We start from the raw sequence: 26,992 nt of genomic DNA, 5'->3' as shown, positions 1-26,992 counted from the left end.
CGGCGAATGGAGAAAAACGATCGCTCAGCTATTGTGTTTATTGTAAAAGTGTAAAAGTCAGCTCGTCACGCAGATGCAGATTCGCCGTCATCCCCGAACTCGTCCTCCAGACGGACTGACACGAGCTTGGACACGCCGCCCTCCTCCATCGTGACACCATACAGCACATCGGCCTCTTCCATCGTGCCTTTGCGGTGGGTAACAACGATGAATTGAGTCAGCTCGGAAAACTCCCGCAAATACTGGGCAAAGCGCGATACATTGGCCTCATCGAGCGCGGCTTCGACTTCGTCGAGCACGCAGAACGGCACCGGCTTCACCTGCAGAATGGCAAACAGCAGCGCAATCGCCGTCAAAGCCCGCTCCCCGCCTGACAGCAGTTGCAGATTCTGCAGCTTTTTGCCTGGCGGCTGAGCCAGAATATCGATGCCCGAATCCAAAATCCGCTCAGGATCGGCCAGCGTCAGATCGGCGCGACCACCGCCGAACAACTTGGCGAACACAACGACAAAATGTTTGCGGATCTCCTCAAACGTAATGCGGAAGCGACGGGACATCTCGTCCTCCATCTCGCGAATGACCTCGTAGAGCGTCGCTTTTGCTTCCATAAGATCCTGCCGCTGGCTGTCGAGAAACTCGAACCGTTCGCGTACGCGCTGGTACTCTTCGATCGCCCCAAGATTGACCTCCCCGAGCGCTCCGATGCGCCGTTTGAGATCTCTTACGGCAGACTGGGTTTCCGTAGTATCGCCTTCCAGCGTATAACGTGCTTTCGCCAGCTCGTAGCTGAGGCCGTACTCCTCACTCAGCTTGCGCAGCAGATTATCCAATTCGACATCGAGCCGATTGACGGCGATCTCAGTCTGGCGTAGTTGCTCTTCCACGCGCTTCAATCCATTTCTCTGTTCGCGCGTCTCATTTTCCATAAGCTCGAGCTCACGGCTCTTGTCAGCGCGCGCAGAGCGCTTCAGATCGGTCTGCTCGCTGCATTCCTGCTTACGCAGACGCAGCCGGTTCAGTTCCTCGATCTGCAACACGGAGTCCGCCTCCAGCTTCTCAAGCTCGGCAGATCGCTGGCGCAGCTGCACTTCAACAGCAGCAGCCTCGCTTCCCGTCCGGCTCGATTCGCCGCGCAGCCGATTCAGCGTATCCTGCACGGCGAGCCGCTCCTGATCCGCCTTAGCCACATGGATCTTGAGATCGGTCAGCTGAACCTGAAGCTCTTCCTTCTCCGATTCGTTCGCCTTGCGGCGCTCCTCGGCGATACGAATCGCTTCCTGCAGCCCGGTCTCGCGAATCCCAAGCTCATCCAGCCGCACAGCCGCATCGGCCGCGCTCTGGACGAGCCCCTGCTCCTCCGCCTCGTATCCGGAGCGGTCGGCGCTAAATACAGCTCCTTGCTCCGCCAGCGCAGCAAGCTCGCTCTCGGCATGCTGCAGCTCGGCGCGCTGCTGCTGCTCCTGCAGCTTGAGCCGCTCCGCGCTCTCACGAAGCTCATCGCGGTTCTGCGCCGCGATCGAACCTTCCTTACGCAGGTCGGATAACTCCGCCCGCACGCGGTCCAACTGCTGTTGCAACTCGCGCGACTCCTCGTCGAGCTGCTCAATCTGCCTTTGGCGGCCTAGCAAGCTGGCCCCCTTCTTCTGCAGGCTTCCTCCAGTCATGGAACCGCCTGCGTTAACAACATCGCCTTCCAGCGTCACGACGCGGAAGCGATAGCTACAGCGCGCGGCGATGCGATTCGCCGCTTCCAGATTGTCGGCAAGCAGCACGTTGCCGAGCAGATTGCCGACGATCGCTTCATACTTCGGCTCACTCGTGACGAGCTCCGCAGCGATGCCGATGAAGCCCTCTATCGAAGCGATCTGCCTGCGATCCTGCTCCGGCACAGTCCGCGCTTTGATTACATCAAGCGGCAGGAACGTCGCTCGGCCAAGCTGGCGTTGCTTCAGAAAAGCAATCGCCGCCCGCGACGTACGTTCGTCCTGCATGACGACATGCTGCAGCGAACCGCCAAGCGCGGTTTCTACCGCCGTCTCGATGCGCTGCGGCACGCGAATCAGCTCAGCCACCGCTCCATGCACGCCATCCAGACCGCCAGAAGAGCGGCGAGACGCCTTCAGCACTTCACGTACGCCGTGCATGAACCCGTCAAGCGCGTCCTGCATTTCCTTCATCGTATCACGGCGGGACACTAACGCCTCTTTGCGCTGCTCCCAGCCCCGCAGGTTTCCGGACGCTTCTTCCTGCTGCTTTTGGAGCTGCTGGACGCGCTGCGATTCCTGTATGTATTTGCTTCCGATGCTCTCAAGCTCAAGCGACGTAGCCTCGAGCGCCTTGCCCAGCTCCGCTTGCCTCGCCCCAAGGCGGTTAGATTGCTCCTGCCATTTGCCCTCTTCGCCACCGAGCCTTTCCTTCCGCCGCAGAAGTGCTTCCTGCTGCTGTTCGGCATAGCGGATTTCGTTGCGCAGCTGCGCCATCGTGCTGAGCACTTCCAGCAGCTCGCCCTTCAACGACTCGCCGGCCTCAATCGAGGTGCCGCCCGCAACGCCCTGCAGCCGATTCTCCTCGCTACCCATGCGGCTGCGCAGATCGATCAACTCAGCCTCGAGGATGCCGGCCTTGGCGCGCACCGTTTCTTCCTCGGCGGTAAGCTCGGCCCTCCGCTGCGTCAGTACTTCAAGCGACTGCTGCAGCTGCTCCCGGCTGTCGCCGAGATAATGGCGGCGCTCCTTGAGCACCTCGCCATAGCCCTCGCATTTTTCAAATTCCTCGCTGTACTCCAGCATCCCGGCATGAAGCTCCTCAATCTGCTCCTCCAGGCGGCGCAGCTGCTGACGGTCCTTCTCCAAGGAAGCATCATGACGGCTGACAACCGAGGCAAGCTCCAACTCCTCCTGCTTCAAAGCTTCAAGGCGGCCGCTGTTCTCGTTCCAGCTCTTATGCACGCCATCAATCTGGTGGACGTACAGGGAGATTTCGCTATTTTTGAGCTCTTCCTTGAGCGCCTTGTACAGTACCGCGCGTTCGGACTGCTCCCGCAGCGGCTCCACCTGATCCTCCAGCTCCGAGACAAGATCGTGGATGCGCAGTAGATTGTTCTCGGTATCGTCCAGCTTGCGCTGGGCTTCCTTTTTGCGGGACTTGTACTTCACAATGCCTGAAGCTTCCTCAAAAATACCACGCCGGTCCTCCGAACGGGTACTGAGAATCTCCTCGATCCGGCCTTGGCCGATGATGGAGTAGGCTTCCTTACCGATACCGGTGTCCATGAACAGCTCGGTAATATCTTTCAGCCGGCAAGGCTGGCGGTTAATTAAGTACTCGCTATCGCCGCTGCGATGCACACGCCGTGTGACCGTCACCTCGTGGTGCTCTAATGAAAGAGTGCCATCGGTATTATCCAGCGTCAGCGATACTTCGCCAAAATTGACCGCTTTACGCGCATCACTGCCAGCGAAGATGATATCCTCCATCTTGCCGCCGCGCAGACTTTTGGCGCTTTGCTCCCCCAGCACCCAACGGATGCCGTCGGAAATATTGCTTTTGCCACTCCCATTTGGGCCGACAACAGCGGTAATACCCCGGACAAACTCCATCTCGGTCTTGTCGGCGAAGGACTTAAAACCGGATAGTTCAATACGTTTCAACAACATAGGTCGGTGTCACCTCTTGCGACTATTGTATCATAGAGGTTGTTCAAAAAGGCCCCCATTGATCACGAAGTAAAGCAGGAAGCCAACTCGACATCGAATCTTGTGTTCACCTTCGAAGTCCGGTGCTCATGTAGGTTTACCTACACTCCGCTCCTCCTTCTTCTTCTGGTTCTCACAACCTTCTCGGTGCTGAATGGCGACCTTTTTGAACACGCACTCATAGGAGAGAATGAGCGAAATAGCCTCGCAACCTCTCGATACAGCATAGGATACATATTCCATTCGACCAAAAAAGCCCCGGGCACCTGTAAACGATCAGGTAACCGGGACTGCCTTGGCGCCCGCCTGTGACCATACGGCCCAGACGGTCATTCTTTCTCGCGTGTCCGCTCCCAAGCTTCCTCAGCCGCGCGTTGCTCGGCTTCTTTTTTGGTGCGGCCGGAGCCGATGCCAAGCACTTGCTCGCCGACCAGTACCTCGACGACGAACTCACGGTCATGAGCAGGGCCTCGCTCCTCGGCTACGCGATATTCCACTGCGCCGAGTGACAAGTTTTGCGCCAGCTCCTGCAGCTTGGACTTGTAGTCCTTGCCGGATAGCCCAGGCGTGTCCTCCAGCCGCGGGAACATCTCCTTGCGGAGAAACTCCCGAACGGTGTCCACACCGGCATCCAAGTAGAGCGCACCGACAAAAGCTTCAAACAGATCCGCCAGCAGCGCCGGACGTTGTCGTCCGCCGAGCTGCTCCTCGCCCTTGCCCAGCCGGACAAAGGAACCAAAGTGGAGCAGCTCTGCAAAGCGCGCCAGCGATGGCTCGCAGACGATAGCCGCCCGCATCCGGGTCAGCTCGCCCTCGGGCCGCTGGGGATGAGTCTGGAATAGATGCTCCGAGACGAGCAACTGCAGCACGGCATCACCGAGAAACTCCAGCCGCTCGTTGTCTTCAGAAACACTGCTCCGATGCTCGTTGACATAAGACGTATGCGTAAAGGCCAGTCTCAGCAGCTGCGGTTTGCGAAACGGAAGGCCCAATTGCCGCTGAAGATCTTGAAATCGATCACGCTTCATGCTTTTTAAAGATGATCGTCGCGTTATGGCCGCCGAAGCCGAAAGAGTTCGAGAGGGCCACTCGCACATCCGCTTTACGTGGTACGTTCGGTACGTAGTCAAGATCGCATTCTGGATCTTGGTTCACAAGGTTGATCGTCGGTGCGATAATACCTTGCTCCAGCGTCATTGCCAGGATAACCGCCTCTACTCCGCCCGCGGCGCCGAGCAGATGGCCCGTCATCGACTTGGTGGAGCTGACAGCCAACTTGTATGCATGGTCGCCGAATGTCGTTTTGATTGCAATCGTCTCGGACTTGTCGCCAACCGGCGTCGAAGTACCGTGAGCATTAATGTAATCGATATCTTCCGGTTTGAGGCCGGCATCGCGGATCGCTATCTTCATGCAACGTGCCGCTCCAGCAGGATCAGGCTCCGTCATATGATGCGCATCGCCACTCATACCGTAGCCGATAACCTCAGCGTAAATATGTGCGCCACGCGCCTGTGCATGCTCCAGCGACTCAAGGATCAGTACGCCCGCTCCTTCGCCCATGACGAAACCGTCACGGTCGACATCGAAGGGACGGCTGGCTAGTTGTGGCTCATCGTTGCGCACGGACATCGCCCGCATGCTGCAGAAGCCAGCCATCGCCATCGGACGAATCGTCGATTCGGCGCCGCCGCAGATCATAACGTCGGCATCGCCGCGTTGGATCATTTTGAATGAATCACCGATCGAATGCGTTCCAGTCGCACAGGCGGTCACGACCGTCGAGTTAGGGCCTTTAGCGCCTGTCGCCATGGACACTTGGCCAGATGCCATATTAGCAATCATCATCGGGATGAAAAACGGGCTGACGCGCTTAGGACCCTTTTCGAGAAGGATGCTATGCTGATCTTCCCAAGTTCCCAAACCGCCGATACCGGAGCCGACCATAACGCCCGTGCGCTCGGCATCGCTGTTCTCGCCAATGCGCAGCTTTGCGTCTTCAATCGCCTTTAGGCTCGCTACAACTGCCATCTGGACGAAACGGTCCATGCGACGTGCTTCCTTTTTGTCCAGTCCGTACTTCTCTGGGCTGAAATCTTTAACTTCCGCCGCGATTTGTGTTGTATAGTCAGAGACGTCGAATGATTCGATGCTGGATATGCCCGACTTGCCTTCCATCAGGTTTCCCCAGAACTCTTCCTTGTTGTCACCTAAGCTTGTCAAAACACCTAGGCCGGTAACTACGACTCTATTTTTCATGGACATTATTCACCTCGGAGAACGGCAAGATGGACGGCGATTGTTCAACCGTCGTATAGCTTGTCTAACTTATATAGGAATCCCGGCGCCAGCGGCGCGGGCTGCTTGCAATTAAATCAGATGAAGCGGGATGATTCCAGCGCCTGTCACATCAGTGGCGCAGGCAGCGGATTAATTGAAGGCAGCATTACCACAGCACGGCTAGCTGCATAGGAAGAACCTTGCGGAGATTGCCCCTGTGTAAGAGAGAAGTCCCGTCGTAAAACGGGACTCTTGTTGGCAATTACGTATGAGATTGTATGTAATTGACTACTTCTCCCACAGTTGTAATCTTCTCTGCATCTTCATCAGAGATCTCCAGGTCGAATTCATCTTCAAGTTCCATGACCAGCTCGACAACGTCTAACGAGTCAGCGCCGAGGTCATCCTTGAAGGAAGCTTCGAGGGTTACTTCCGCTTCGTCAACGCCAAGGCGATCGACTACGATGCGTTTGACGCGATCCACTACTTCGGACATCCGGTTCACCTCCTCCATGGTATTATACGAGAATCTGTTTCAAAATGCCACACGTAAACGGCTCCATGCTGTACAACCGTTTACGCACTGCGTTATAGCATAGCCGGATGCTCCAAGTTACATGTACATGCCGCCGTCTACATGGACGGTTTGGCCGGTCATGTAACCCGCTGCATCGGATGCCAAGAAGCGCACGGCCGCAGCAATATCCTCCGGCTTGCCCAGACGGGCCAGCGGAATGCCGCCCAAGAGCGCCTGACGCGCCTCTTCTGGCAGCTTGCCCGTCATATCCGTCTCGATGAAGCCCGGTGCAACACAGTTGACCGTAATACCGCGCGAGCTCAGCTCGCGGGCAGAGGACTTCGTCAAGCCAATAACGCCGGCTTTAGCCGCCACATAGTTGGCCTGCCCAGGGTTGCCTAGCGCGCCAACGACCGAAGAAATATTGATGATACGGCCGAAGCGTTGCTTCATCATCGGGCGACTAACGGCTTTAATGCCGTTGAATACACCCTTCAGATTCGTTTCGATAACTTGGTCGAACTCCTCTTCCTTCATGCGCATGATCAAGTTGTCACGCGTAATGCCGGCATTGTTGACCAAAATATCGACTTTGCCCCAAGCTTCCAGGACGCTCTTGACCAAACCATCGAAATCAGCGGATTTGCCGACGTCGCCTTTGAGGATGAGTGCCTTGCGGCCGAGTGCTTCTACGGCAGCGGCAGTCTCAGCCGCTGCCGCTTCGCTTCCAGAATAGTTGACGGCGACATCCGCGCCAGCCTCGGCAAGCGCTACGGCAATTGCCCGGCCGATGCCGCGCGAAGCTCCGGTGACGAGAGCCGTTTTGCCAGTTAAATCTGCAAACATTCCTCGTACCTCCTTAGGATTGAGACTGAAGCTCGGCAACTGCCGCTTGCAGCGATTCAACGCTGTTCACGGACAGGACACGCACGCTCCGGTCGGTTTTTTTGATAAGCCCCGCCAGCACTGCTCCCGAACCGAGCTCGACAAAAGTGTCCACGCCCTCGCGGATCAACCCCTGCACCGTATCCTCCCACAGCACCGGAGAGTATACCTGCTCAACAAGCAGCCTGCGGATGTCGGCGGCGGATGTAACAGCTTCTGCCGTGACATTGGCAATGACCGGTACAGAGGCATCACTAATTGCGACATGCTCCAGCACTTCGGATAGGCGCTCCGCCGCCGGCTTCATCAGCGAGGAATGGAAAGGACCGCTCACTTCCAGCGCAATAGCACGCTTGGCTCCCGCTTCCTTGATCCGCTCACCAGCTAGGGCGACGCCTTCGGCGCTGCCGGAAATGACAATCTGTCCTGGACAGTTGACGTTAGCCAGCTCAACAGCATGTCCTTCCGCAGATATAGACGCGCAGAGTGCTGCCAAAGCTTTACGCTCCGCACCGAGCACAGCGCTCATCGCACCCTTGCCGCCCGGTACAGCTTGCTCCATGAACTCGCCGCGAGCACGTACAGTGCGCACCGCATCGGCAAAACCGAGTGATCCAGCAGCCGTCAGCGCACTATACTCACCGAGACTATGTCCTGCTGCAAAGTCAGGCGTAATACCGGACTCCCGGAACGCCTCTAGAAAGGCAATGCTGACCGTCAGAAGAGCAGGCTGCGTGTTCGCGGTCTGCTTCAGAGCTTCATCTGGTCCGCTGAATATAATATCCGACAAAGGGAAACCTAGCGCGGAATCCGCTTCCTCGAACACCGCGCGGGCACGCGGGCTCGATTCGTACAGATCCTTGCCCATTCCGACAACTTGGGCTCCCTGTCCCGGAAATACAAATGCAATTTTGCTCAAGCGAATGCCCTCCCGGTTCTACATATGATAACGGTTGAAAATAAGCTTACCAAACGAGCGTACAAGCTCCCCAGGTCAGTCCGCCACCGAAGCCAACGAGCAGCAGCTTGTCGCCCTCTTGGACGCGTCCCTGCTCTACCGCCTCGGCAAGCGCCAGCGGAATCGAGGCCGCCGACACATTGCCGTAGCGATCCAGATTAACCATAGCCTTGTCCTCCGAAAGCTCCAAACGATTCAAGGCCGACTGGATGATACGAATGTTCGCCTGATGCGGAATAAGCAGATCAATATCGGTTTTGGTCATGCCCGCTTTAGCAAGGGCGTTCTCAGCGGAAGAACCCATGACGCGGACGGCGAATTTGAACACGTCGTTGCCAGCCATTTTGAGATAATGCTGTTTGGATTCAACACTGTCCGCCGAAGATGGCAGGCGTGAGCCGCCTCCCGGAATCTTGAGCAGCTGGCCGCCTGAGCCGTCCGAGCCGAGCTCAAATGATTGGAAGCCGCGCCCTGCCGGAACCTCGCCGAGCACAACCGCTCCAGCTCCGTCGCCGAACAGAATGCAAGTGTTGCGGTCGCTATAGTCCGTAATACGCGAAAGGCATTCGGCTCCCACCAGCAGAACATTTTTGTACATGCCTGTTGCGATCATATTGGACGCGGTAGCTAGGCCGTAGATAAAGCCAGAGCAAGCTGCCGACAGGTCAAAAGCTGCTGCGCGGGAAGCGCCGAGCCGATGCTGCAGCAAGCTTGCCGTAGACGGGAAGAACATATCCGGCGTAATCGTCGCTACGATGATCAGATCCAGATCCTCAGCCGTCAGCCCGGCGCTCTCCAGCGCCTTGAGGCCAGCCTCGTAGGCGAGATCGGAGGTCGCTTGATGCTCGGCCGCGATTCTCCGTTCGCGGATTCCAGTGCGGGTGACGATCCACTCGTCATTGGTCTCCACCATTTGCTCCAGATCCTGATTCGTCAGGACACGCTCTGGAACATATTTGCCCGTACCGATAATACCCACCGGGATTAATGTCATAAGGAGACCTCTTTTCCTTTGATTTCAGCGGCAAGCGTCGGGATGAGCCGAGCCTGCAGGGCGAGCCGCGCTTGGCGGACCGCATTTTTGACCGACTCTGCGTCCGAGGAGCCATGGCACTTCACGACGAGGCCATTCACGCCGAGCAGCGGAGCGCCGCCGTACTGTGCGTAGTCCATCTTGTTTTTGAGCCCCTTAAGCCCTGGCATCATGATGGCTGCGGCAAGCTTGGTGAGCAAGCTGCTTTTGAAGGCGTCCTTTAGTTCTTTCATCACGGCCCCCGCTGTTCCCTCCATCGCCTTCAGCAAAATATTGCCGGAAAATCCGTCGCACACCAGAACATCGCAGCTGCGCTGCATGACGTCGCGGGATTCTACGTTACCGATAAAGTGAATCGGCGCCCTCTCCATCAGCTCAAAAGCTGCTTTCGTGAGCTCGCTGCCTTTGCCAGGCTCTGTGCCGACATTGAGCAGGCCGACTCGCGGACGCTGAATGCCATGCACCTTTTCACGGTAAATGCTGCCCATGATCGCGTATTGCGCCAGATGCTCCGGCTTCGCGTCCATGTTGGCTCCAAGATCCAGGGCCAGCACGCCGATGTTGTCTAGCGTCGGAAGCACCGGAGCTAGCGCTGGCCGCTCAATGCCCTCCATGCGACCTACGACGAGCAGTCCTGTCGTCATTAGCGCGCCGGTGTTGCCAGCCGACAGCATCGCGTCAGCTTGACCTTCGCGGAGGAGCCGTCCCGCTACGACCATGGAGGCGTCCTTCTTACGGCGGACGGCACGTACAGGCTCGTCATCGGCTTCAATTACATCTAACGCCGGATGAATGATGAGGTTTGGAGGCAGCGCTCCTTCAATATGCGCCTTGATGGCCTCCGGGTTGCCGACGAGCACAAGCTCCGTATCAGGCCATTCTCGCGCCGCAATCAGAGCCCCTTTGACGATCTGTCCCGGGGCATGGTCTCCGCCCATCGCGTCAATCGCGATTCTCAATGCTCGTCTCCTCCTTCTATGCTGGCCGCCTCGTTGCCGGAGTGATGGATCACGAACTGACCTTCGAATACAAGCTCGTCCCCAACGTAGGAAAACACCTCGACCTTGGCTTTGCTGCGCTGTCCGGCGCGGCGAACGTAAGCCTTGGCGATGCATTTTTCCCCGAGATGGACCGGCCTCAGAAAACGAATATCCGCCGTCGCCGTCAACGCGACCTCATCGTTGATGACGGCGACAGCCAAGGAGTTCGCCTGAGCGAACAGATGATGCCCGCGGGCAATGCCCGTACGGGCGAAAGCATGCTCTTCGCTGATCTCGAAGATAGAGATGCCGCTCTTGTCGAGCTGCAAATCCACGATCTCACCGATCACTTCATCGGCCTGCAGTGAACGGACCGGATCGTAGGAGCGCTCCGCCATGAGCTTGAGCCGCTCCCTCAGCTCGGGAATGCCGAGCTCCATTCGGTCCAGACGGATTGTTTGGATGCTGACTTTTAGCAGGCGGGTCAGCTCGCGGTCCGTCATGAAGGGATTATCCTCCATATGCTTCAGTAGCTGCTGGTGCCGCTGCTTTTTCGGAAGGCGTTCGATGACCTGCACCACCTTTGAAAGATAAGTATGCACAATTCCGAAGTTTAACACCTGGTACCAATTCAGTATATAGAAATTATTCCGCGCCCGCAAACCAAAAGAGCTATATGTAATCATTATGAATAATAAAAAAGCGCTCGCCACGAGGGCGAACGCTTCGGGAGTCCCGAACCCGGGACAAACGAGATTATTGGGAAATAACCTCTTTGGTTTTGTAGTATCCGCAAACTTTGCAAACATGGTGAGCCAGTTTCAGCTCTCCGCATTGCTCACATTTCACCATGCCTGGCACAGTCAACTTGAAATGCGTGCGGCGTTTGTCGCGGCGGGTTTTGGACGTTCTGCGTTGTGGTACTGCCATTGTTTAACACCTCCTTCAAAGATCGGCGTTGCATTCAATCATGCCTAGTGGTTCTACTCCAGCAGCTTTTTAAGCGCCTCGAACCGGGGATCAATACGGTCCCTGGAACAGCCGCATGATTGCTCGTTCAGGTTGGTTCCGCAATCCGGGCACAGCCCCTTGCAGTCTTCACTGCAGAGTGGCGCGAGCGGCAGATAGATGAGCAAAGTTCCCTCCACATAAGGCTGAAGGTTGACCTTGTCCTCTTTGACGATGATGAGATCCTCATCCTCGTCCGGATTCTTCACCGTGGTGGCAAGTGCAAAGCGCTCTTCGATTGAAATCGAAAATTGCTTCTCCACCGGCTCCAGGCAACGTGAACAGACCATCGTCAGATCCGCATTAAGCTCACCCTTGACCCCAGCAGACTTTCCATAAGGCCCAACATCCAACTCTACGGACAGCGGCTTAGCCGAGACGATATCCTTGCGTTCCTGAAGCAGTTCACTGACATCCAGCTTCTCGCGGAAGCTCGAAGTCAGCCCTTTGGACACGACTTCCATGACACGAAATTCCATAAGATCACTCCAAACAAACAAAATTTATTATATCGAGACGGGGAACCTTTTGTCAACCGAATCCCGGAGCAATTCGCTGCTCTGCCGTCACCATGGTATAGTAGGAGCAACAATTTCTTCTCCAAGCAGAGGTGCTAAATGCAATGCGAAGCGTCGGCCTTATCGTCGAGTATAACCCTTTTCATAACGGACATGCTTATCATTTGCAAAAATCCAAAGAAGCCGCCGGTGCAGAAACCGCCGTCGCCGTCATGAGCGGCCATTTCCTACAACGCGGCGAGCCGGCGCTAATGGACAAGTGGGCTCGCACGCGCACCGCCCTGGAGGGCGGCTGCGACCTCGTGCTGGAGCTGCCGCTTGCCTATTCCGTACAGCCTGCGGAATGGTTCGCCTACGGCGCGGTCTCCGTCTTAGAGTCGACGGGTGTCGTCGACGCCTTCTGCTTCGGCAGCGAGAGCGGCGAGCTGGCTCCGCTGCGCCGGGCAGCGAGCATGCTCGCTGCCGAGACGGATGGGTTTCGCGCCCTGCTGGCGGCGAAGCTCGCCGAGGGAGTTGCTTACCCGTCCGCTTACTCGGCCGCGGCAGCGGAGTATTTGTGCGCCGATGCGGCCCGGGACGGGGGCTTGGCGGCTGGCGGCGATTTCGCGCTAACGCAGGAGCAGTTGGCCCAGCCGAATATGACGCTGGGGCTGCACTATTTGATCGCGCTGGAGCGGATCGGCGGCCGCATGGAGCCGCTCACGATCGAGCGAGAGGGAGCCGGCTACCACGACGTGGCCGGTAGCGGCTCCATCGCCAGCGCGACGGCTTTGCGGCGCATGCTTGAGGAAGCGGGCAATGCCGCCCCGCTCGCGCCGTACATGCCCTCCAGCACGCTGAGAGTGCTGGAGGAGCAGCTCGCCACTGGCGCTGCTCCGCGCCAGTGGGAGGACTATTTTCCGGCGCTGCTGCATCGCCTGCTGACAGAGTCTCATGAATCGCTGGCTGGTACACTCGGTTTTGCGGAAGGATTGCAGCATCGAATTTCAGCCAAGCTCCCGACCCTCCCCACGCTCGGATTCGATGAGCTGCTTGGCGCGCTCAAAACGAAGCGTTACACCCGCACCCGCCTGCAGCGGGCGCTGCTCGGCGTGCTGCTCAATCTGCGCAAGTCCGAGTTGACGCGCGAGCGGCTCGCTGCCGGACCCGGTTACATCCGGGTGTTGGGCTTCACTGAGCGCGGGCGAGAGCTACTCGCGCGCATGCGCTCAAGCGCCTCCGTTCCGGTGCTCATGAGCGCCGCGCGAGCACCTGAGCTGCCGCTGCTGGAACTGGACGTGCGAGGCACGGCTGTTTATGCCGCCGCCGGCGGCCAGACCGATCCGCGCCGCCTGCTACGCGACTATTACGAACCGCCGGTTCGGCTGTAGATGAGTTGAATCTTAAAGGTTACTATCGTCCAACTGCAGCTTCTCGATTGCCTCCGCCAAACTGGTGACGGCGATGATTTTCATCTCCTGCCCGGTGCGGTCGTTCTTCCCAACCGACCGCGCCGCCTTCTCAGCTAGCTTCGCCTCTGAAGCTGGCACAAGGAACCATTCCGCTCCCGCCGCAGCGGCGGCGCTCACCTTTTCCGCGACTCCTCCTACAGCCCCTACAAAGCCTTCCACATCCAATGTGCCTGTACCTGCGATGGCACGACGGGCAAGCAGATCACCTTGATCCAGCGAGTCGTACCAGGCCAGCGCCGCCATCAAACCTGCTGAAGGACCTCCTGCTCCAGCTTCGCCCCATTTCAACGGCTCCGATTGTCCTGGCAGATACAGCTGCCGCAGCTCATTGAATGATGGCAGTCCACTATCCTCGGAACCTATAGAACGACTTAACAGCGCCAAGTTTTGCAGTTCAACTCGGCCCTCAAGCTGGAGTCGATTTCCATCACGCTGCACCTCCAAACGCATCGGGGCTTCGGCGGAGAAGGCTGCATCCAGCTCGGTCAGTAGCCCTACCATTTCGTGAATGGGCTTTCCATTCGCCTTCAGCACCATATCTCCCACCTCCAGCTTAAAGGCGTCGCCAAACGCCCCGCCTGACTCGACAACTACGCTTTGCGGTACGCTTTTCAGCGGTATGCCCGCTTCTTTCATAGCCGCCTCGGCTGCATCCTGCAACGCAAGAAGCATGATCCTATTCATTCGTTTCATGTAGCTTGCTTCGTTCAATCCGCCCAGAACAGATCGGGCCGTATAAACCTCTCCCGGACCGATCCAGGCTGATAAAGCTTGGAGCATGTTAGCCCGATCTAGACGTATAGTCGTGTAATACCAGCCGGGAGCCGGCGCTAGTTTTTCGTTTATTTTTTTATCCCTATTAGCATCAGGAGTCGGATCAGGGGACTTGGCTGTACCCGGAGTGCGGGTTATGGCTTCTTCATCCTCGCCGCTGGCGTGCGGCAGCTGGATCAATCCACCGGCGTCTCTGGAAAACCCAGGTTCGGAAATATAATAAAGCTTCGGAATCGTCATGCCAAAGATCGCTGCCGCAAACAAGATCAGTGCGATAATCACCCTCATCACGGGGCGCTGCTGCGCGGCTTTTTTCCTATTCAAAGGATGGTTTAGTTTCATCGCCTGCTCCTTCTCCTTCTAAGCTCGTCCGTCGCCGCGTATAAATAGGTGTCCTGTCCATAGATCAGCTGCGGCGCCCAGAACGGCACGTCAGTGGATCTCGGCAGGCGGCAACGACTTGAAGGAGGACCCCCGATGTTTCGTTCCCTCATTACCGCTTGTGCCGCCATCCTGCTTGTAGTCGCTATTGTCAGCGGCACGTCCCAGGCGTTCCAGGCTTCGCTGGCCGGCCTTTCTTTGTGGTGGAACTTTGTATTTCCTGCCTTGCTGCCTTTTCTTGTGCTCGCCGAGTTGACGCTGGCCTTCGGGCTTGCAGACGGCCTTGGCGTCCTGCTTTCCCCTCTTATGCGGCTGCTCCGCCTGCCTGGATCGGCTGGTTGGGCGCTCGTTCAAGGCTGGACAAGCGGCTTTCCAGCTGGCGCTGCAGCCACAGGGAAGCTCGTTACGAGCGGCCGGCTGACCCGTCGCGAGGGGCAGCGTCTGCTTGCTTTGGCCCATTCGCCGAATCCACTTTTCCTCATTGTCGTGCTTGGCGCGGGTTTCCTACACCAACCACTGTACGGCCTGCTACTGCTGCCGATTATCTGGCTCGGTTCGCTTCTTGCCGGCCTACTAAGCGCTTGGGCCCTCCCCCGCTCTGGTGAAACCCTCTCCAACCACAGGGCAAGTGACGCTCCTTCTGCTTCGTTGGAAAAAAAGGACCTCCATGAATCCACTGGCAGCGGCTCGCTGTTTTCACGTGCATTACAGGCGATGGAAGATGGCAGAAACAGGGATGGCCGCAGCTTCGGAAAAGCACTCGGAGACGGCGTCGCCGGAGCCGTCCAACAACTAATGGCAACCGGCGGCCTGATCATTCTCGCCTCCGTCCTGCTGCGTTTATTGCAGCCGCTGCTGCCTGCCGCCTTGCGCGGCCCAGCGCTGAACGCAGCTGTAGAGGTGCATCTTGGCGCCGCCTCGCTCGCCAGCTGGCATGCTCCAGAGCCAGCCGCTATGCTGCAGGCGGCTGTTCTAGCCGTAGCCCTCGGCTGGGGCGGCCTTTGCGGGCTGCTGCAAGCAGGCGGCGCAACCTTCGGCACCGGCCTGCGGCTGTTGCCGCTAGCCGGCGCGCGCCTGCTCGCTGGCATGCTGGCCGGCGGCTTGGCGCTGCTGTTATGGCGCCCGCTGGAGGCGCTGATGACAGCAGCAGCGCCAGCCTTTGCCGCAGGCGGCACGCATGTGCCCGCATGGCAGGCTTTTGCAGCTCAGCTGCTGCAAGAGCCTGGCGCCTGGGCAAACGTACTGCGCAGCTCGCTGCTGTTGCAGCTTCCGCTGATGGCCGGGCTCATCGCGGCTCTGCTGGTGCTGTCCGCCGCAACTGGCGCTTTGGCCAGCTTGCACCGCCTAGGTGCAGGCTCAGAGCGCCGCTGAAGCGGCTTTGCCGCAATCAGCCTACCTATCCCTGCTCATGCTTGCTCTGCTATACACTTCTCTACCCTACCCACGCCCTGTCATATCATGCTCACGCGATGCCAAAGTCCCGCCCATGCCCATGCAAAAAACCGGCCTTTATCAAGGCCGGTCGGAATATTTGAGAAGCAGCTCCCTTTCGACGGGAGGGGGAACGAGATCCTTCACGCTTCCTTGGAAACGGGCAATCTCTTTTACGATACTGGAGCTGAGGTAGGAATACTTCGGATTCGTCATCATGAAGATCGTCTCGATTTCCCCGTCCAACTGATGATTCGTAGACGCCATCTGCAGCTCGTACTCGAAGTCCGTTACGGAACGGATGCCGCGCACAATTGTGCGAGCCCCTTTGGAACGCATAAAACGAACGAGCAGATCGCGGAAGCTGTCGATTTGCACATTGGGAATATCCCGCGTAACCTCGGTCAGCAGCTCCCTTCTTTCCTCCACGGAGAAAAGAGGGCTCTTGCTCGTGTTGTTGAGCACTGCGACGATAACCGTATCGAACTGGCGCGAAGCGCGCTGGATAATATCCAGATGCCCACAGGTGACGGGATCGAAGCTGCCCGGGTAAACTGCGATTCTGCCTTTTCCACATCCCACATCAACTAAGCTCGTCTCATTGCCGCCGGACAGCGCCCCACCGAGTAATTGTTCGTTATTCCTGTTGTCCATTTCCAGCCTCCGTATCCCCGTCTTGACGATCGTCTTGGCGACAGCGATATAATGTCACTGCTATCTCTCCGTATGCCGATCTCTTCCGCTGCTCCCATCTTCCGATTACCTCGGGATACTCATGCGAACCGTCATGCTCCACGACAATCACCGCATCATCCGACAACAGCTTCCTCTCATCCAACTGCAGGATCAGCTCGTCCATATGGGTTAACCGGTAAGGTGGATCAAGAAAAACCGCTGAAAAGCGCATTCCCCGCTTCTCCAGCGCCTTCACGGCCCTGCCGGCATCATTCGTATAGATTTCGGATCGCGCCGTCATCCCAGTTGTTGCGACATTGGCACGGATTATTGATATACTGTTGCGGTCCTGATCAACAAACACCGCTTTTTCCATCCCCCGGCTCAGAGCCTCGATACCGAGACCACCCGTGCCTGCGAATAGATCCAGCGCCCAGCCTCCGTCGAAATAGGGGCCGATCATGCTAAAAATCGCTTCCTTGACCTTGTCGGTCGTCGGTCTTGTGTTAGTTCCTGGCACGGCTTTGAGCGCACGCCCTCTAGCTTCGCCCGCTATCACTCTCATGGATGAACGGTCCTCCTGTTGCTGCGGCAGTTGCCGCCAAAATGGCCCTCCTATCGTACCACATCCGAAGTATTCGATGAAAGCGCTGGCGGAGCTCGGTATCCGTTCCACTCCCAAAGCACGCTACTATTTACATTCCCGATAGATGCACCTGCTGCGCTCAAGCTCCGCATTACTACATTCATTTCGCTGCTTATGCTTATTTATTCGTAACAATTAATAATGGATTCACTTCCGGATATTCCGTAGTCGTAGTTCTTGTATTGATTGGAGCTGTCGTTCTAATATTACTGAATGTAGGAAAGATGAATCGGATTTTTCATCGTGAAATTCAGTAACCCCAGAATTTCCCCCATTTCGCTGAATACGGTATATTCGGCATGAACCTGAGTTGTTTCAAATACTCTACTTGGCAGCTCAAAACTATTAAGGGCCCCCGGATACATAAATATCGGGCTTGGCAAACCTACAGGCTCCCCTCTTATATCTGTGATTACTAGCGTAAAAGTAACGGTGTCATTTCGAAGAAGGAACCCCGCAGTCGATAATATACCCGATCCGTTGCCAGGAGGAGGGACAGAGCCCTTCAGTTACTCATGAGATGTTACTCCGACGGCTACAACTAGCAAAATAAATAAAATGAGAATGACGCTTGGGTTGGAACGGAATTTTGGGTTCTCGTTATCAGTCTCCCTTTTAGTAAAGCTTTGGTCTCTAACAGCATATCTAGCGATCAGCAGCAAAAAAGTTCTCTATCTGCTTGCAATATACGTAAAACAAATCGATGCTGGGGCGGCTGTTGCCTCTCTCAATCAAAAAACTTTTGAAAAAAATAAAAAGCGGACCATCTCGGACCATTTTCACAACATTGATATTTTACGTGCTCCAGACATTCAAAATCGGAAGCTCTCCCGATGGCATTGATCTTTCGCAGGAAGCGATAACTTGGGGACACTTCGGATTAGTGTGTTTTGCATCGGGATCAACAGGGTCAGATATGATCGATTGGGAGGTTTATCGTACACGAAGCCTGATGGGTGGATTAGGTTACACGGAGAAAAAAATCAAAACCATTTTCAAAAACTTTGAAGTCATAGAGTTTAGAAGAATGCAAAAAATTGAACAACCTAATTCATTATTTGGCGAATCGTTCTTGTGGACTGTGTTGTTCCGCAAGCCGTAACTTAAGAGCTTCTAATAACCAATACCGGAGTCTCTCCCGAAAAAGTCACGGTGGTATTGATTGATCCTGTTTTCGTAACACCAGTAAAGTAAGCATCCCCATTGTCACTTATAAACATCGTGCATTGGAATCCGCCAACCTTAGCGTTGTTTTGGTTTAACGCATCGTAAGTGGCAGTCGCGCTGGTCATCCTGAACAACTCCTTTTTCACTGGCAAACGGGAGGCTCGGGTGGGTGCAATTGTTGCGCTGGGGACTGGCGTTCCTGTGTCTCCCACAAATGAGGTGCGTCTGAGCGTGTAAGAATAAGTTTGGTTGGAGATTTCAAACACTAAAGATGCGGCGATGAAAGTATCATTTAGTTCATCACTGGCATTAGCGCGGTTCGAAACGTTGAAAAAGATGCCGTTAACGATGACCAGCAGAATAAATAGAACGAGAACTAATCCGGCGCTTTTATATGAGTTTATCGTCGATATCTCGGGTAAATCATCCATTGTAAAGTCCTCCTAAATCAAAGTTTGTATAGGTTTCGTTGATGTAGTGTTTAATTACAGAGACCCTCGATTCTATGCGGATCACATGCTGGCAATCATACATCTATAATCGTCAACTGTGGGATGAAGTCTGGAGACGGACCGTAATTTGTCCTTGTTGTGATCGGCCCAGTTGTAGTGATATTAATATATCCAGGGATATAAACACTTGAATTATACAGTGTGGCATTCAGCTCTCCTACTGAAACACCTTCCTCATTTAAGATGTCATACTTGACGGTAGCTGTGGTGAGATTGAATGGAATGTTTAGCAGCTCAAAACTAGTTCTTCCGCCGGGAGGAATAAAAATAAGAGTAGGCTGGCCCGCATCCCCCTCAAGTCCAATAAGGACGGCTGTATAACCGATAGTATTGTTTATGATGTCGAATCTTCGAAACTCTTCCGTTGCAGAGGACGAACCGTTCCTGGTTCTGTTTTCGTTTCTGTTTCTTGTAGGATTAAAGACGCGGGTAACAATAACGAGCAAAATAAACAAAACGAGAATAACTCCTATGCTTTTACCATTTCTATTGCTAATTCCCGATTTGTTAAGTCTATCTTTCATCCATATCCCCTCCTGTTAATACGAATAACCCTTGTTCATTTCCGATTTTTGTGTTTAGTACTTTTCCGTAACAATCAATAATGGAGTAACGTCCGGGTAAGCTGTGCTGGTTTTTTGCGTATTGATTGGCGCTGTCGTCTTGATGTTGCTGAATGTAGGAAAAACGATTGGATTTACAAGAGTAAATGTGAGATCGCCAAGCGATTCCCCATCTTCGTCGAACACAGTGTACTTAATATTGGCCCTGGTCGTTTCGAATGCTCTGCTAGGTACCTCGAAGCGAACACTGCCGCCAGGGGGCATAAAAATAATCTCGGGCAGTTGCGTTTCTCCCTCTAAACCAGTTAAGACGAGCGTGTAATAGAACGTATCGTTTCTAACGATGAATCCTGCCGTTGATAATACTTCAGAGGATGATCCATTATGTTTTCGCGTTTTAGGAACGGAACCGACAACGACAACTAACAGAATAAACAGAATGAGAATAATACCCGGGTTGCTAAAACTGCTTTTTGCTGATGAAGCGGGCCTATTATTCATAGCGAACCTCCTCTTCTAGTGCCAGTAATGGATTTCCTGTCAACAATTGATGGCGAAAAAGGCACACTGACATCGGCATCGGACTGATCGAAAATAATCAATCGCGTTACCTTTGCGGTATAACCAGACTCTTGTATTCCTATCTAACTATTAATAGTGTATGTAACGGGAAGGTGTCGGAACCCGGCATGTGTCCATATAGATTCATAGTTAACAGAAATTACAAAGAACCGTTAAGCCTTTTTAAAAAGCTTTAACGGTTCTTTGAATCTCCACGTATTGACGATGCGTCAGATGCACATTAATTGTTGAGATGATCTCGTATTGTCGTACACGATCGAGATCGTCCCGAGCGACAGCTGTATCGGGTTACATCCCTAAGCCTTCCAGCATCATGTCGCTTATCGGAAATCATTTCACCAAATTTCCGTCTCCCATGTATATATTTGCCCATCTTAGAGCAACCTGTAATTATCGGCGTCGAGAGATGCCGTAGACACCGCGGAGAAGGCTTACGTTTCCCCATAAGCTCTTCGTCCGGTTTCTCCTCTCCCATGAAAGAGGCCCCCGCAAGGGGGCCTCGATTTTTTGTTTGGAAACCCTTATTTATCAAGGCTTTTTCTGTTATATCGCATCTGTTCACTTTCACAATTTGAAAGATTGGGCACCAGATGGGCACCATTTTATCTCGATGATCCATGCCACTCCAAGAACCCATCCTTTGGAATCAGAATCTTCTTCCCGATCTTAACGACATGAAATTCCCCGGACTTAACCAAGCTATAGGCCGCGTTCTTGCTTATCCCTAATACTTTCCGTACGTCTTCAACATTCATTACTTCCGGCAATTTATCATTAGTGTTCTTTGGTTTCTGCGGGGCTGGATTGATCTTAGGAGCTGGGCTATCATTCATTAAGGTTACTTCAATAAGCAAGCCGTATTCCTCAAGGACATGCTTCTCAATACGACTAGCCAACCAGTCGCCTAATGTCCTCTCATCTTTCAGTTCCAGTTGCAGCCTCATGAACCTGTAGCCTCTCTTTGAGCAGAAATCCCCCTTTGTTTAACCATACTTTTTCAGCCTCCAATATCCCAGGAATATAAAGACAGCCCCCTGCCATTGCTTCGGCAGAAAGGCTATGAAGATATAGGATATAGAAACTTCGGTATTCGGAATATCCGTCTCTTTTATGTCGTTTGGAAACCCAGAAAGGCTTGATACTGTTGAGGTGAAGCCGTCTTTCTATCGTCGTTCCATCATACGGACGATTTCCTCCGGCTTACCCTGCACAACCCGAAAGCTCCGCCCCTGCTGGATACCCGCATAAGCGCCGACACCGCTAATCCAGACCGCAGGGAATATCTTCTTGCCTGACGGTTGCAACGGCTCGCGCTCCCACTCTCCACTGTGGTAATACGCCTCGTATCGTACCCTTACCATATTTGGGCTCGACCATATAATCCCTCGGACGTTCAATCCGGCAGAGCCGGCGGTAGAAGTCCGCGATTGGCCCTGGTGATGACGCAGCGGTCAGCGCCTGTTACGCTTATCTTCGTAAGAAAGCTCGAAGAGAATCAGAAAAGATAACTTCGAATCCGCACAAAAACTATCCCCTGAGAGCTAATCGCTCGTAAAAAAATACCATAGATGAACATGGATCGCATACAATAAATACCATTCATACCAAAGGGGTGTTTGTGTGCGGTTCATATCAATTTCATCAGGCATATTACTTGCTGTGGCCCTACTTCAACTCCGTTCGCCTCACCTTCACCAGAACCCACTTCTTCTAAAGATTCTGCAGTAAACACTGAAGTATTCGACGTTGCCACTAAAGTGGATGTACTTGATGAACGTGAAGTAAAGGGGGAGCTAACAGTAACAACCCACATGGGTTTCCCGCCTGATGGTCCAAATCCAGGTTTAGCTACTGAACACATGGTAATTGCAATGTACAAATTTCTCCAACAAGAAGATGTAAAAGGGACGAAATCCATCATTTTAAAGGTTAGCCAGGATAACGAGATTGTTTCACAAATTACTGTAAATACTCAGAAATTCGTAGCAGGGGAATATCTGATTAAATCGGTTTTAGACGCTTCAGATGATATTGTTATGATGACGCTGTTAAGGAATATGGGAAAGTGATGGAGCGTTGGTAATGCAAAATATATCTAATCGCCGTTGAAACCAGTTCCTGCCCCCCTTGCGTTTTTGGGCATGAAAAAAGGCCCTCGAATGAGTGCCTCTTCGCTAGCCCGTTTTATTGAGTTGATCGATCCCGTTCAGGTGAAGATCAGTGGCATGTATTATGTTCGTAGCGTTTGTGAATTTCGAATACGATAGTGTACTACAGCTTGATTAAAATAATCGCTAAATGTTATTACATAATTTTGTTGTATTATTCCCTTGAGGGAGAGTGACGACAATGAATGAAGCAGCAAATGAATATCTTGCATCCTGAAGCTTCAAGCGCTCCTGTAGAGCCAGCCTCCTCACGCATCATACAATCCATTGTGTATAAGACGTAATGAAAACCCCTACTCATAGCTGTCGATCTGTTCACGGGTCTCGTTGATCCTCGCTGGCATGTACTATCTGCGCGACGTCTGCGAATTCCGGATACGATAAGAGCCCGTGGATCGCCTCCCCGGGCTCTCTTTGTCATTCGCTGTTAGCTTAGCTCATCGAACATTTTGTACCAGTAAAGTGCTGTATCAATGACCGATCCCGTATGCTTGAGCAAGTCCGCTCCGCCGAGAACGAAGCCGTGCTTCGCATAGAATCGGCACGCCACGAGATTGTCATCCTGGGCTTCCAAGGATAGACCCACCAGTTTCTTGTCCTTAGCCCAAGCTTCCGCTCGTTCCAACAGCAGCTTGCTGACTCCGGTTCGCCGGTATTCTCGGGTTGTCGCGATGTTTTCGATATAACCGAAACGGGTCCAATCACGAACGACCCGGATTTGTCCGATACATGTTGATCCGATATAAGCCAAGAACAAAGCCTTGTTCTCCTGGTCGATATAGTCTTCCCAGTTCAACTGATCGTCGGGAAAGCGAATATCCTTCGGTTCGTCGAACAGTTGTTCTTCATAGGACCATTTGCCGTTCTGCAGTTGAGGCACGATCCGCCCTATGAGTGTAAACGGCTCGTTTGTTACACGGATATCTTCAATCAACTCGGAACTTAGCGGTTTCAATACGATCGTCGGTTTAAGGTTCAAGGCTTCGCCCTCTTTAGCTGTTTAGTCTGCGGTGATTGTGACGCTTGAAATTATTCACGCTGAAGAATCGATTTGCAATTAATGATACGAACTTTACGTGCTTAACGTCAACATTTAAAAATGTTAACTTATGTGAAAATACTTCGAACACCGGCGAAGCGGTTTCCATTAAAGGAGTTTCACGCGGTTGCCCAACTGCTGTGAGTTCCCGATCGTTCTCCTGCATCTCCTTATTGAGTTGTTCCAGTTTATCTTTCAAAGCCGCGCGATGTTTGCACAATTGCTTTTGTTTCTTGAGCCGGTCTTCGCGCTCAGATTTGGCCGCTTGACGGATCTTCTCCAGCTCGCCGCTTTGATCGGCTGTCATGCCGGAACGGGAAGAGTAGCTTTCAATGAGGTCGCTTGTCTCCTCCAGTTCTATGCGGAGATCCTTCAGTTTTTTCCGCACTTTCTCTGTTGTTGCAGCTGTATCGGCATCCTCATTCAAGCTGAGCTCCACCAGTTCCTCGTTTTGAGCGAATATCTGGGAGCGAAGCTTGTCTGCCTTAGACTTGAGATCCGAAATTTTTCCGCTGATATCCATCAGCCCTCCACGAGTCACCATAAATCTTGATTTTACGTAGAGTCCACGCCATTCTATGCTTTATTCATATAATGTTGATATATTTCCATACAGAAGGAAGAGGACGATGACTATGAAGTTGGGTGTAATCTTGGTTTTATTTATTTTATTGGTCATTGTAAGTCGCTTAAGCAGTGCCGTGGAGGATGGAAGTTTAGAAGACAATAATTTAACCGCGCAAGGAAAAACCAAAGGATTCAATGTTTACAACATAACGGTGGAAGACACCAGGTTTGCCCTCATTCTAGTATCAACAGTAATTAGCAGCGGTTTTGCGAGTCCTCCTCCAAGAGCGCACACGATCGGGCCTGATGAAGATTACCACTTCGAGGTAGCGCTTAATAGCACTGGAGCAAGTGGAGCGGCAGGTGTAATTTATGAGGTAGTAAACCCTGTGTATCAACGAGCAATTGGAAGATTGTCTGTTTCTATGGGAGTAAAGCTCGGGACGCCTTCCACAACTTATAATTATACAAGATACGAGTTTTTCCCGATTAATTTCAATACCGGCGGTACTTATATTACAGTTAGAAATGACTAGTTAAGTAGTTTGAGACCGCTAACGATGAAAAAGTCCCTTGATATTCAAGGGATTTTCGCTTTTTATGCCTATCAATCATCATCTCTGAGAGTAACCCAGGTAGAACCGGTTTCAGCGTCAAACGGTCCTTCTGTCTCTGCCTCAGTTACTATATTTCTCGGAATGGCCCTGTATCCCATCTGTATTTTGACCGATCCGTGTACTCTTCCATCTCGGGATTCAAAATCATAGTTGGCATTGCCAATACGCCAATGAAGTAAAGTAGAAGAGTCGCCTATACTTACTTGAAAATTATGCTCCCCTCCAGGCAAAATAATATGATACGTTGGATAGGGCTCTTCAAAATCAGGTCCGAATAGATACTGTGAAACCATGATATAACTTGTTTTGTTATAAACGTTAAACCCTATAGAGCCTAATGAATTGACATCCAGTGAATTATTCGCATTGTTCGTCCTGTTTGTCTTGTTTGTCTTGTTAAAGCATTGTATCGCTATTACCAGCAAAATAAACAGAACCAGGATCATTCCAATCTGCATAGCTGAACCCTCCTCAATTGTTACTATTATCTTATGAGGGATCGACTAGAGAAGTTCGGGCTTTGAGAGGGAGTTGACAAGTCAACTATGCTGTTTCGTAATTCAATTTCGCAGGATATTATTTAGGAGGAAAAACGGTTATTAATTGATAAGTTCAGGCCGCCACCGAAAACGCTCGTGACGATTGGCCCCGTTTTTGTAATGTCCTTTATTGAACTTGAAACGCCGGTTGATGTTCTACTCACAGTCGGTTTGAACTCAAGAGTTCCCACGATAACATTGCCATCCAAAACATTGTATCTGATGATAGCCGTATCAGTACCGTTCGTTACAGGAGGAAATAACGTGTATTGGCTGAATCCGTCACTAGGTATAGGGTTGACGAAATTCCCAGTAACAGGAATTGCATTTGTAGTAAGATAAGTCACGGAGAGCTGATAAGAGCTCGTATCGTTGTAGATGCCGAATGTTTGCGGGCTTAAAATGCCGCTCGAATCACCGTTGTACATTTGGCCACAGAAAAAGACAGAAGTAACAATAACAAGCAGAATAAACAGAACTAGAATAACCCCCAAACTGTAACCATTGTAGCCGCTAATCCGGGCATTTTCATCTTTCATTATTAAGTTCTCCTCTCAAAGAGCTGATGCTCTTCCTACTGTCATAGTATGAAGGGAGAAGAGATTCGGACTCTGAAGAAGTACCTAAATTAAAGAGTTCCTATTCAAAATATTACATGGTACAGATGCTAGTATCCATATATTTCACTCCTTCATACTATATGTTAACCGAAAGCACTTTAAGGAGAAGCTAGAGGTTACTACTTAGGTCTAGCTAAGCCTCAGTTTCCCCGACAGCGCTGAAACGAGCGAAGGGAGCAGCTCCAGCTTCTGCTTTATGATCGTCGAAATGACACTGCGCATCCGAGCGAATTGCTTGGCGCCTTCCGTCGTTCGAAAACTCCCGGAAACCTTCTGTTTGACCTTCACCATGCGTAAGTCTCTCTCCGCCTGATTGTTGTCAAATGGAACCTTGGCATCTCGAAGAAACCGGAGAATGGCCGGTTTATGCTTAGCTAGTCGTTCACCCAAGTTGGCGGCTTTGCTCTTCGCTTTGCGGCCTCGAGTGCCCCACTTCTCGACCGGAGCTTTCGCCCATTCCGCTTGGCCGTCTTCGAGAATCGCATCGTAATGCGCTTCGATGGCTTCGATGACCTCTGCCGGAATGGCCTCTTCACGCTGGCGGCACTCCTTCGTCACCTGCCACGCTTCCTGCAGAAGGTCCATCATGCCTGCCGCCCAAGCGTGCCGATCCTGCTCGACAATGCCTTTGCACTCGCGCAGCAGATGGGCATTGCACAGCACATGCATGAACGCATAGTCGTCCTTGAAATAGCTCGACAGGCAGTCATGAACGACGATTCCCAGATAAAAAGGCAACTGGCCCAGCTCATTCATGGCTTGACTTCCGCGCTGGTCATGAGGGGCCAGCCAGGTCCATTCCGAATCGGACACGACGTGCAGCCAGCGCAGTTTTCCCATGACGCGAACCCCCGTCTCGTCCGCGTAAACCAGCGGCTTGTTGAACAACGCCGTTCGAATGTCCTGTTCCGGCTTCGCCAACTGCCGGTTCATCTGCCCCAGCATGGACAGCAGAGTCGCCTCGCTTGGACGCAGGCCAGTCAGGTCCTCAAACAGAGCCCCGATTCGCTCCAGTGGGAGCATTTGATACGCATGCAGATAGGTGGTCAAAGCGACGAAGCCATGACCGTATTGGACAGGAGCAGTCACCTCGGCGGGAAATACAGCGCGCTGCTCCAATCCGCACGTCGCGCAACAAGCCTTCTCGGCGCGATGCTCGATGACATGGACGCGCGGTGCCGGAAGATCGAACACTTGCCGCACTTCATACCCGCTTCCCGAAAGAGGAGACGAGCAGCGGGAGCAGGCTTCAAGCGAGTGTACGACGATTTCATTCGGGTTCGCGCTGAAGCGGAGGGTATGACCGCGGTGCCCTTTCGGTGCTCCTTTTTTCCCACCGGCTTGGCGTAAGTTCGTCGGTTTGCGCAGACCGTCGCTGGAGGGAGG

General features: G+C 53.2%; 28 protein-coding genes and 1 pseudogene. 5 read left to right on the top strand and 24 right to left on the bottom strand.

What is annotated here, in order from left to right; genetic code table 11:
* Positions 1-65 precede the first annotated feature (65 nt).
* From smc to CGZ75_RS04370, 11 genes are all read right to left on the bottom strand, one after another.
* Positions 66-3,656, bottom strand: a complete 3,591-nt coding sequence (gene smc, locus CGZ75_RS04420) for a chromosome segregation protein SMC (RefSeq protein WP_089523046.1) — start codon at positions 3,654-3,656, stop codon at positions 66-68.
* Between the two features lie 368 nt (positions 3,657-4,024).
* Positions 4,025-4,723 (bottom strand): ribonuclease III, encoded by a 699-nt coding sequence (gene rnc, locus CGZ75_RS04415; RefSeq protein WP_089523045.1) that lies wholly within the window; start codon positions 4,721-4,723, stop codon positions 4,025-4,027.
* Positions 4,713-5,954: a beta-ketoacyl-ACP synthase II gene (gene fabF, locus CGZ75_RS04410; RefSeq protein ID WP_089523044.1), complete on the bottom strand. Its 1,242-nt coding sequence runs from the start codon at positions 5,952-5,954 to the stop codon at positions 4,713-4,715. Before fabF ends, rnc begins: the two co-directional genes overlap by 11 nt.
* A 283-nt stretch (positions 5,955-6,237) precedes the next feature.
* Positions 6,238-6,471 carry an acyl carrier protein gene (acpP, locus tag CGZ75_RS04405; protein WP_021880976.1) on the bottom strand — a complete coding sequence of 78 codons (234 nt, stop codon included), beginning with the start codon at positions 6,469-6,471 and terminating at the stop codon, positions 6,238-6,240.
* Between the two features lie 117 nt (positions 6,472-6,588).
* Positions 6,589-7,338 carry a 3-oxoacyl-[acyl-carrier-protein] reductase gene (gene fabG, locus CGZ75_RS04400; protein WP_089523043.1) on the bottom strand — a complete coding sequence of 250 codons (750 nt, stop codon included), beginning with the start codon at positions 7,336-7,338 and terminating at the stop codon, positions 6,589-6,591.
* A 13-nt stretch (positions 7,339-7,351) separates the two neighbouring features.
* Positions 7,352-8,296, bottom strand: a complete 945-nt coding sequence (gene fabD / locus CGZ75_RS04395) for an ACP S-malonyltransferase (RefSeq protein ID WP_089523042.1) — start codon at positions 8,294-8,296, stop codon at positions 7,352-7,354.
* Positions 8,297-8,342: 46 nt separating this feature from the next.
* Positions 8,343-9,329, bottom strand: coding sequence for a beta-ketoacyl-ACP synthase III (locus CGZ75_RS04390; RefSeq protein ID WP_089523041.1), 987 nt, complete (start codon positions 9,327-9,329; stop codon positions 8,343-8,345).
* Complete coding sequence (gene plsX, locus CGZ75_RS04385; protein WP_089523040.1) at positions 9,326-10,327, bottom strand: phosphate acyltransferase PlsX; 1,002 nt, start codon at positions 10,325-10,327, stop codon at positions 9,326-9,328. The genes CGZ75_RS04390 and plsX overlap by 4 nt, the downstream gene beginning before the upstream one ends.
* Entirely contained in the window at positions 10,324-10,869 is a 546-nt protein-coding gene (gene fapR, locus CGZ75_RS04380; RefSeq protein WP_245850700.1) for a transcription factor FapR, read from the bottom strand. The genes plsX and fapR overlap by 4 nt, the downstream gene beginning before the upstream one ends.
* A gap of 235 nt (positions 10,870-11,104) precedes the next feature.
* Positions 11,105-11,278: a 50S ribosomal protein L32 gene (gene rpmF / locus CGZ75_RS04375; protein WP_028597468.1), complete on the bottom strand. Its 174-nt coding sequence runs from the start codon at positions 11,276-11,278 to the stop codon at positions 11,105-11,107.
* 53 nt (positions 11,279-11,331) lie between these two features.
* Positions 11,332-11,835, bottom strand: coding sequence for a YceD family protein (locus tag CGZ75_RS04370; RefSeq protein WP_089523039.1), 504 nt, complete (start codon positions 11,833-11,835; stop codon positions 11,332-11,334).
* 131 nt (positions 11,836-11,966) lie between these two features.
* Between CGZ75_RS04370 and CGZ75_RS04365 the strand changes: the two genes are divergently transcribed.
* Positions 11,967-13,244 carry a nucleotidyltransferase gene (locus CGZ75_RS04365; RefSeq protein WP_342745647.1) on the top strand — a complete coding sequence of 426 codons (1,278 nt, stop codon included), beginning with the start codon at positions 11,967-11,969 and terminating at the stop codon, positions 13,242-13,244.
* A 12-nt stretch (positions 13,245-13,256) separates the two neighbouring features.
* On the opposite strand, the gene CGZ75_RS04360 is transcribed toward CGZ75_RS04365, so the two are convergent.
* Complete coding sequence (locus CGZ75_RS04360) at positions 13,257-14,441, bottom strand: S16 family serine protease (RefSeq protein ID WP_089523037.1); 1,185 nt, start codon at positions 14,439-14,441, stop codon at positions 13,257-13,259.
* Positions 14,442-14,576: 135 nt separating this feature from the next.
* Between CGZ75_RS04360 and CGZ75_RS04355 the strand changes: the two genes are divergently transcribed.
* The gene (locus tag CGZ75_RS04355) at positions 14,577-15,851 is read left to right on the top strand and encodes a hypothetical protein (protein ID WP_089523036.1); all 1,275 of its coding nucleotides are present in this window, start codon (positions 14,577-14,579) and stop codon (positions 15,849-15,851) included.
* A 141-nt stretch (positions 15,852-15,992) separates the two neighbouring features.
* Here CGZ75_RS04355 and coaD read toward each other — a convergent pair whose 3' ends face one another.
* The gene (gene coaD, locus CGZ75_RS04350; protein ID WP_089523035.1) at positions 15,993-16,565 is read right to left on the bottom strand and encodes a pantetheine-phosphate adenylyltransferase; all 573 of its coding nucleotides are present in this window, start codon (positions 16,563-16,565) and stop codon (positions 15,993-15,995) included.
* Complete coding sequence (gene rsmD, locus CGZ75_RS04345) at positions 16,549-17,151, bottom strand: 16S rRNA (guanine(966)-N(2))-methyltransferase RsmD (RefSeq protein WP_089523034.1); 603 nt, start codon at positions 17,149-17,151, stop codon at positions 16,549-16,551. Before rsmD ends, coaD begins: the two co-directional genes overlap by 17 nt.
* 919 nt (positions 17,152-18,070) lie before the next feature.
* Here rsmD and CGZ75_RS26430 point away from each other — a divergent pair.
* Positions 18,071-18,334, top strand: a pseudogene (locus tag CGZ75_RS26430) (SAM-dependent methyltransferase); the annotation flags it as partial.
* 1 nt (position 18,335) lies between these two features.
* Here the strand turns inward: CGZ75_RS26430 and CGZ75_RS04330 are convergent.
* The 5 genes from CGZ75_RS04330 to CGZ75_RS24405 form a co-directional block, all read right to left on the bottom strand.
* Positions 18,336-18,830 (bottom strand): hypothetical protein, encoded by a 495-nt coding sequence (locus CGZ75_RS04330; RefSeq protein ID WP_089523032.1) that lies wholly within the window; start codon positions 18,828-18,830, stop codon positions 18,336-18,338.
* Positions 18,831-18,925: 95 nt separating this feature from the next.
* Positions 18,926-19,435, bottom strand: coding sequence for a hypothetical protein (locus CGZ75_RS04325; RefSeq protein ID WP_089523031.1), 510 nt, complete (start codon positions 19,433-19,435; stop codon positions 18,926-18,928).
* 54 nt (positions 19,436-19,489) lie between these two features.
* Positions 19,490-19,975, bottom strand: a complete 486-nt coding sequence (locus CGZ75_RS04320; protein ID WP_089523030.1) for a hypothetical protein — start codon at positions 19,973-19,975, stop codon at positions 19,490-19,492.
* Between the two features lie 683 nt (positions 19,976-20,658).
* A complete protein-coding gene (locus tag CGZ75_RS04315; protein ID WP_245850699.1) occupies positions 20,659-21,000 on the bottom strand; it encodes a helix-turn-helix domain-containing protein in 342 nt (113 codons plus the stop codon).
* A 219-nt stretch (positions 21,001-21,219) separates the two neighbouring features.
* Positions 21,220-21,417, bottom strand: coding sequence for a hypothetical protein (locus tag CGZ75_RS24405; protein WP_141136664.1), 198 nt, complete (start codon positions 21,415-21,417; stop codon positions 21,220-21,222).
* Between the two features lie 396 nt (positions 21,418-21,813).
* Here CGZ75_RS24405 and CGZ75_RS04310 point away from each other — a divergent pair, with 396 nt between their 5' ends.
* On the top strand, positions 21,814-22,125 hold the full coding sequence (locus CGZ75_RS04310) for a hypothetical protein (protein ID WP_141136663.1): 312 nt from the start codon (positions 21,814-21,816) through the stop codon (positions 22,123-22,125).
* A 526-nt stretch (positions 22,126-22,651) separates the two neighbouring features.
* On the opposite strand, the gene CGZ75_RS04305 is transcribed toward CGZ75_RS04310, so the two are convergent.
* Together CGZ75_RS04305 and CGZ75_RS04300 are read right to left on the bottom strand one after the other, a co-directional pair.
* Positions 22,652-23,203 (bottom strand): GNAT family N-acetyltransferase, encoded by a 552-nt coding sequence (locus CGZ75_RS04305; protein ID WP_089523028.1) that lies wholly within the window; start codon positions 23,201-23,203, stop codon positions 22,652-22,654.
* A gap of 13 nt (positions 23,204-23,216) precedes the next feature.
* Positions 23,217-23,786: a hypothetical protein gene (locus tag CGZ75_RS04300; protein ID WP_089523027.1), complete on the bottom strand. Its 570-nt coding sequence runs from the start codon at positions 23,784-23,786 to the stop codon at positions 23,217-23,219.
* 106 nt (positions 23,787-23,892) lie between these two features.
* Between CGZ75_RS04300 and CGZ75_RS04295 the strand changes: the two genes are divergently transcribed.
* A complete protein-coding gene (locus CGZ75_RS04295; protein WP_141136662.1) occupies positions 23,893-24,366 on the top strand; it encodes a hypothetical protein in 474 nt (157 codons plus the stop codon).
* Between the two features lie 71 nt (positions 24,367-24,437).
* Here the strand turns inward: CGZ75_RS04295 and CGZ75_RS04290 are convergent, their stop codons facing one another.
* From CGZ75_RS04290 to tnpC, 3 genes are all read right to left on the bottom strand, one after another.
* On the bottom strand, positions 24,438-24,905 hold the full coding sequence (locus CGZ75_RS04290) for a hypothetical protein (RefSeq protein ID WP_089523025.1): 468 nt from the start codon (positions 24,903-24,905) through the stop codon (positions 24,438-24,440).
* Between the two features lie 122 nt (positions 24,906-25,027).
* The gene (locus tag CGZ75_RS04285) at positions 25,028-25,525 is read right to left on the bottom strand and encodes a hypothetical protein (protein ID WP_089523024.1); all 498 of its coding nucleotides are present in this window, start codon (positions 25,523-25,525) and stop codon (positions 25,028-25,030) included.
* 210 nt (positions 25,526-25,735) lie between these two features.
* A partial coding sequence (gene tnpC / locus CGZ75_RS04280; RefSeq protein WP_217900044.1) for an IS66 family transposase occupies positions 25,736-26,992 on the bottom strand: 1,257 nt, incomplete at its 5' end.

Source organism: Paenibacillus herberti, assembly GCF_002233675.1.
Lineage (GTDB): Bacteria > Bacillota > Bacilli > Paenibacillales > Paenibacillaceae > Paenibacillus_O > Paenibacillus_O herberti.
This window is presented reverse-complemented; position numbering and strand designations above follow the sequence as displayed.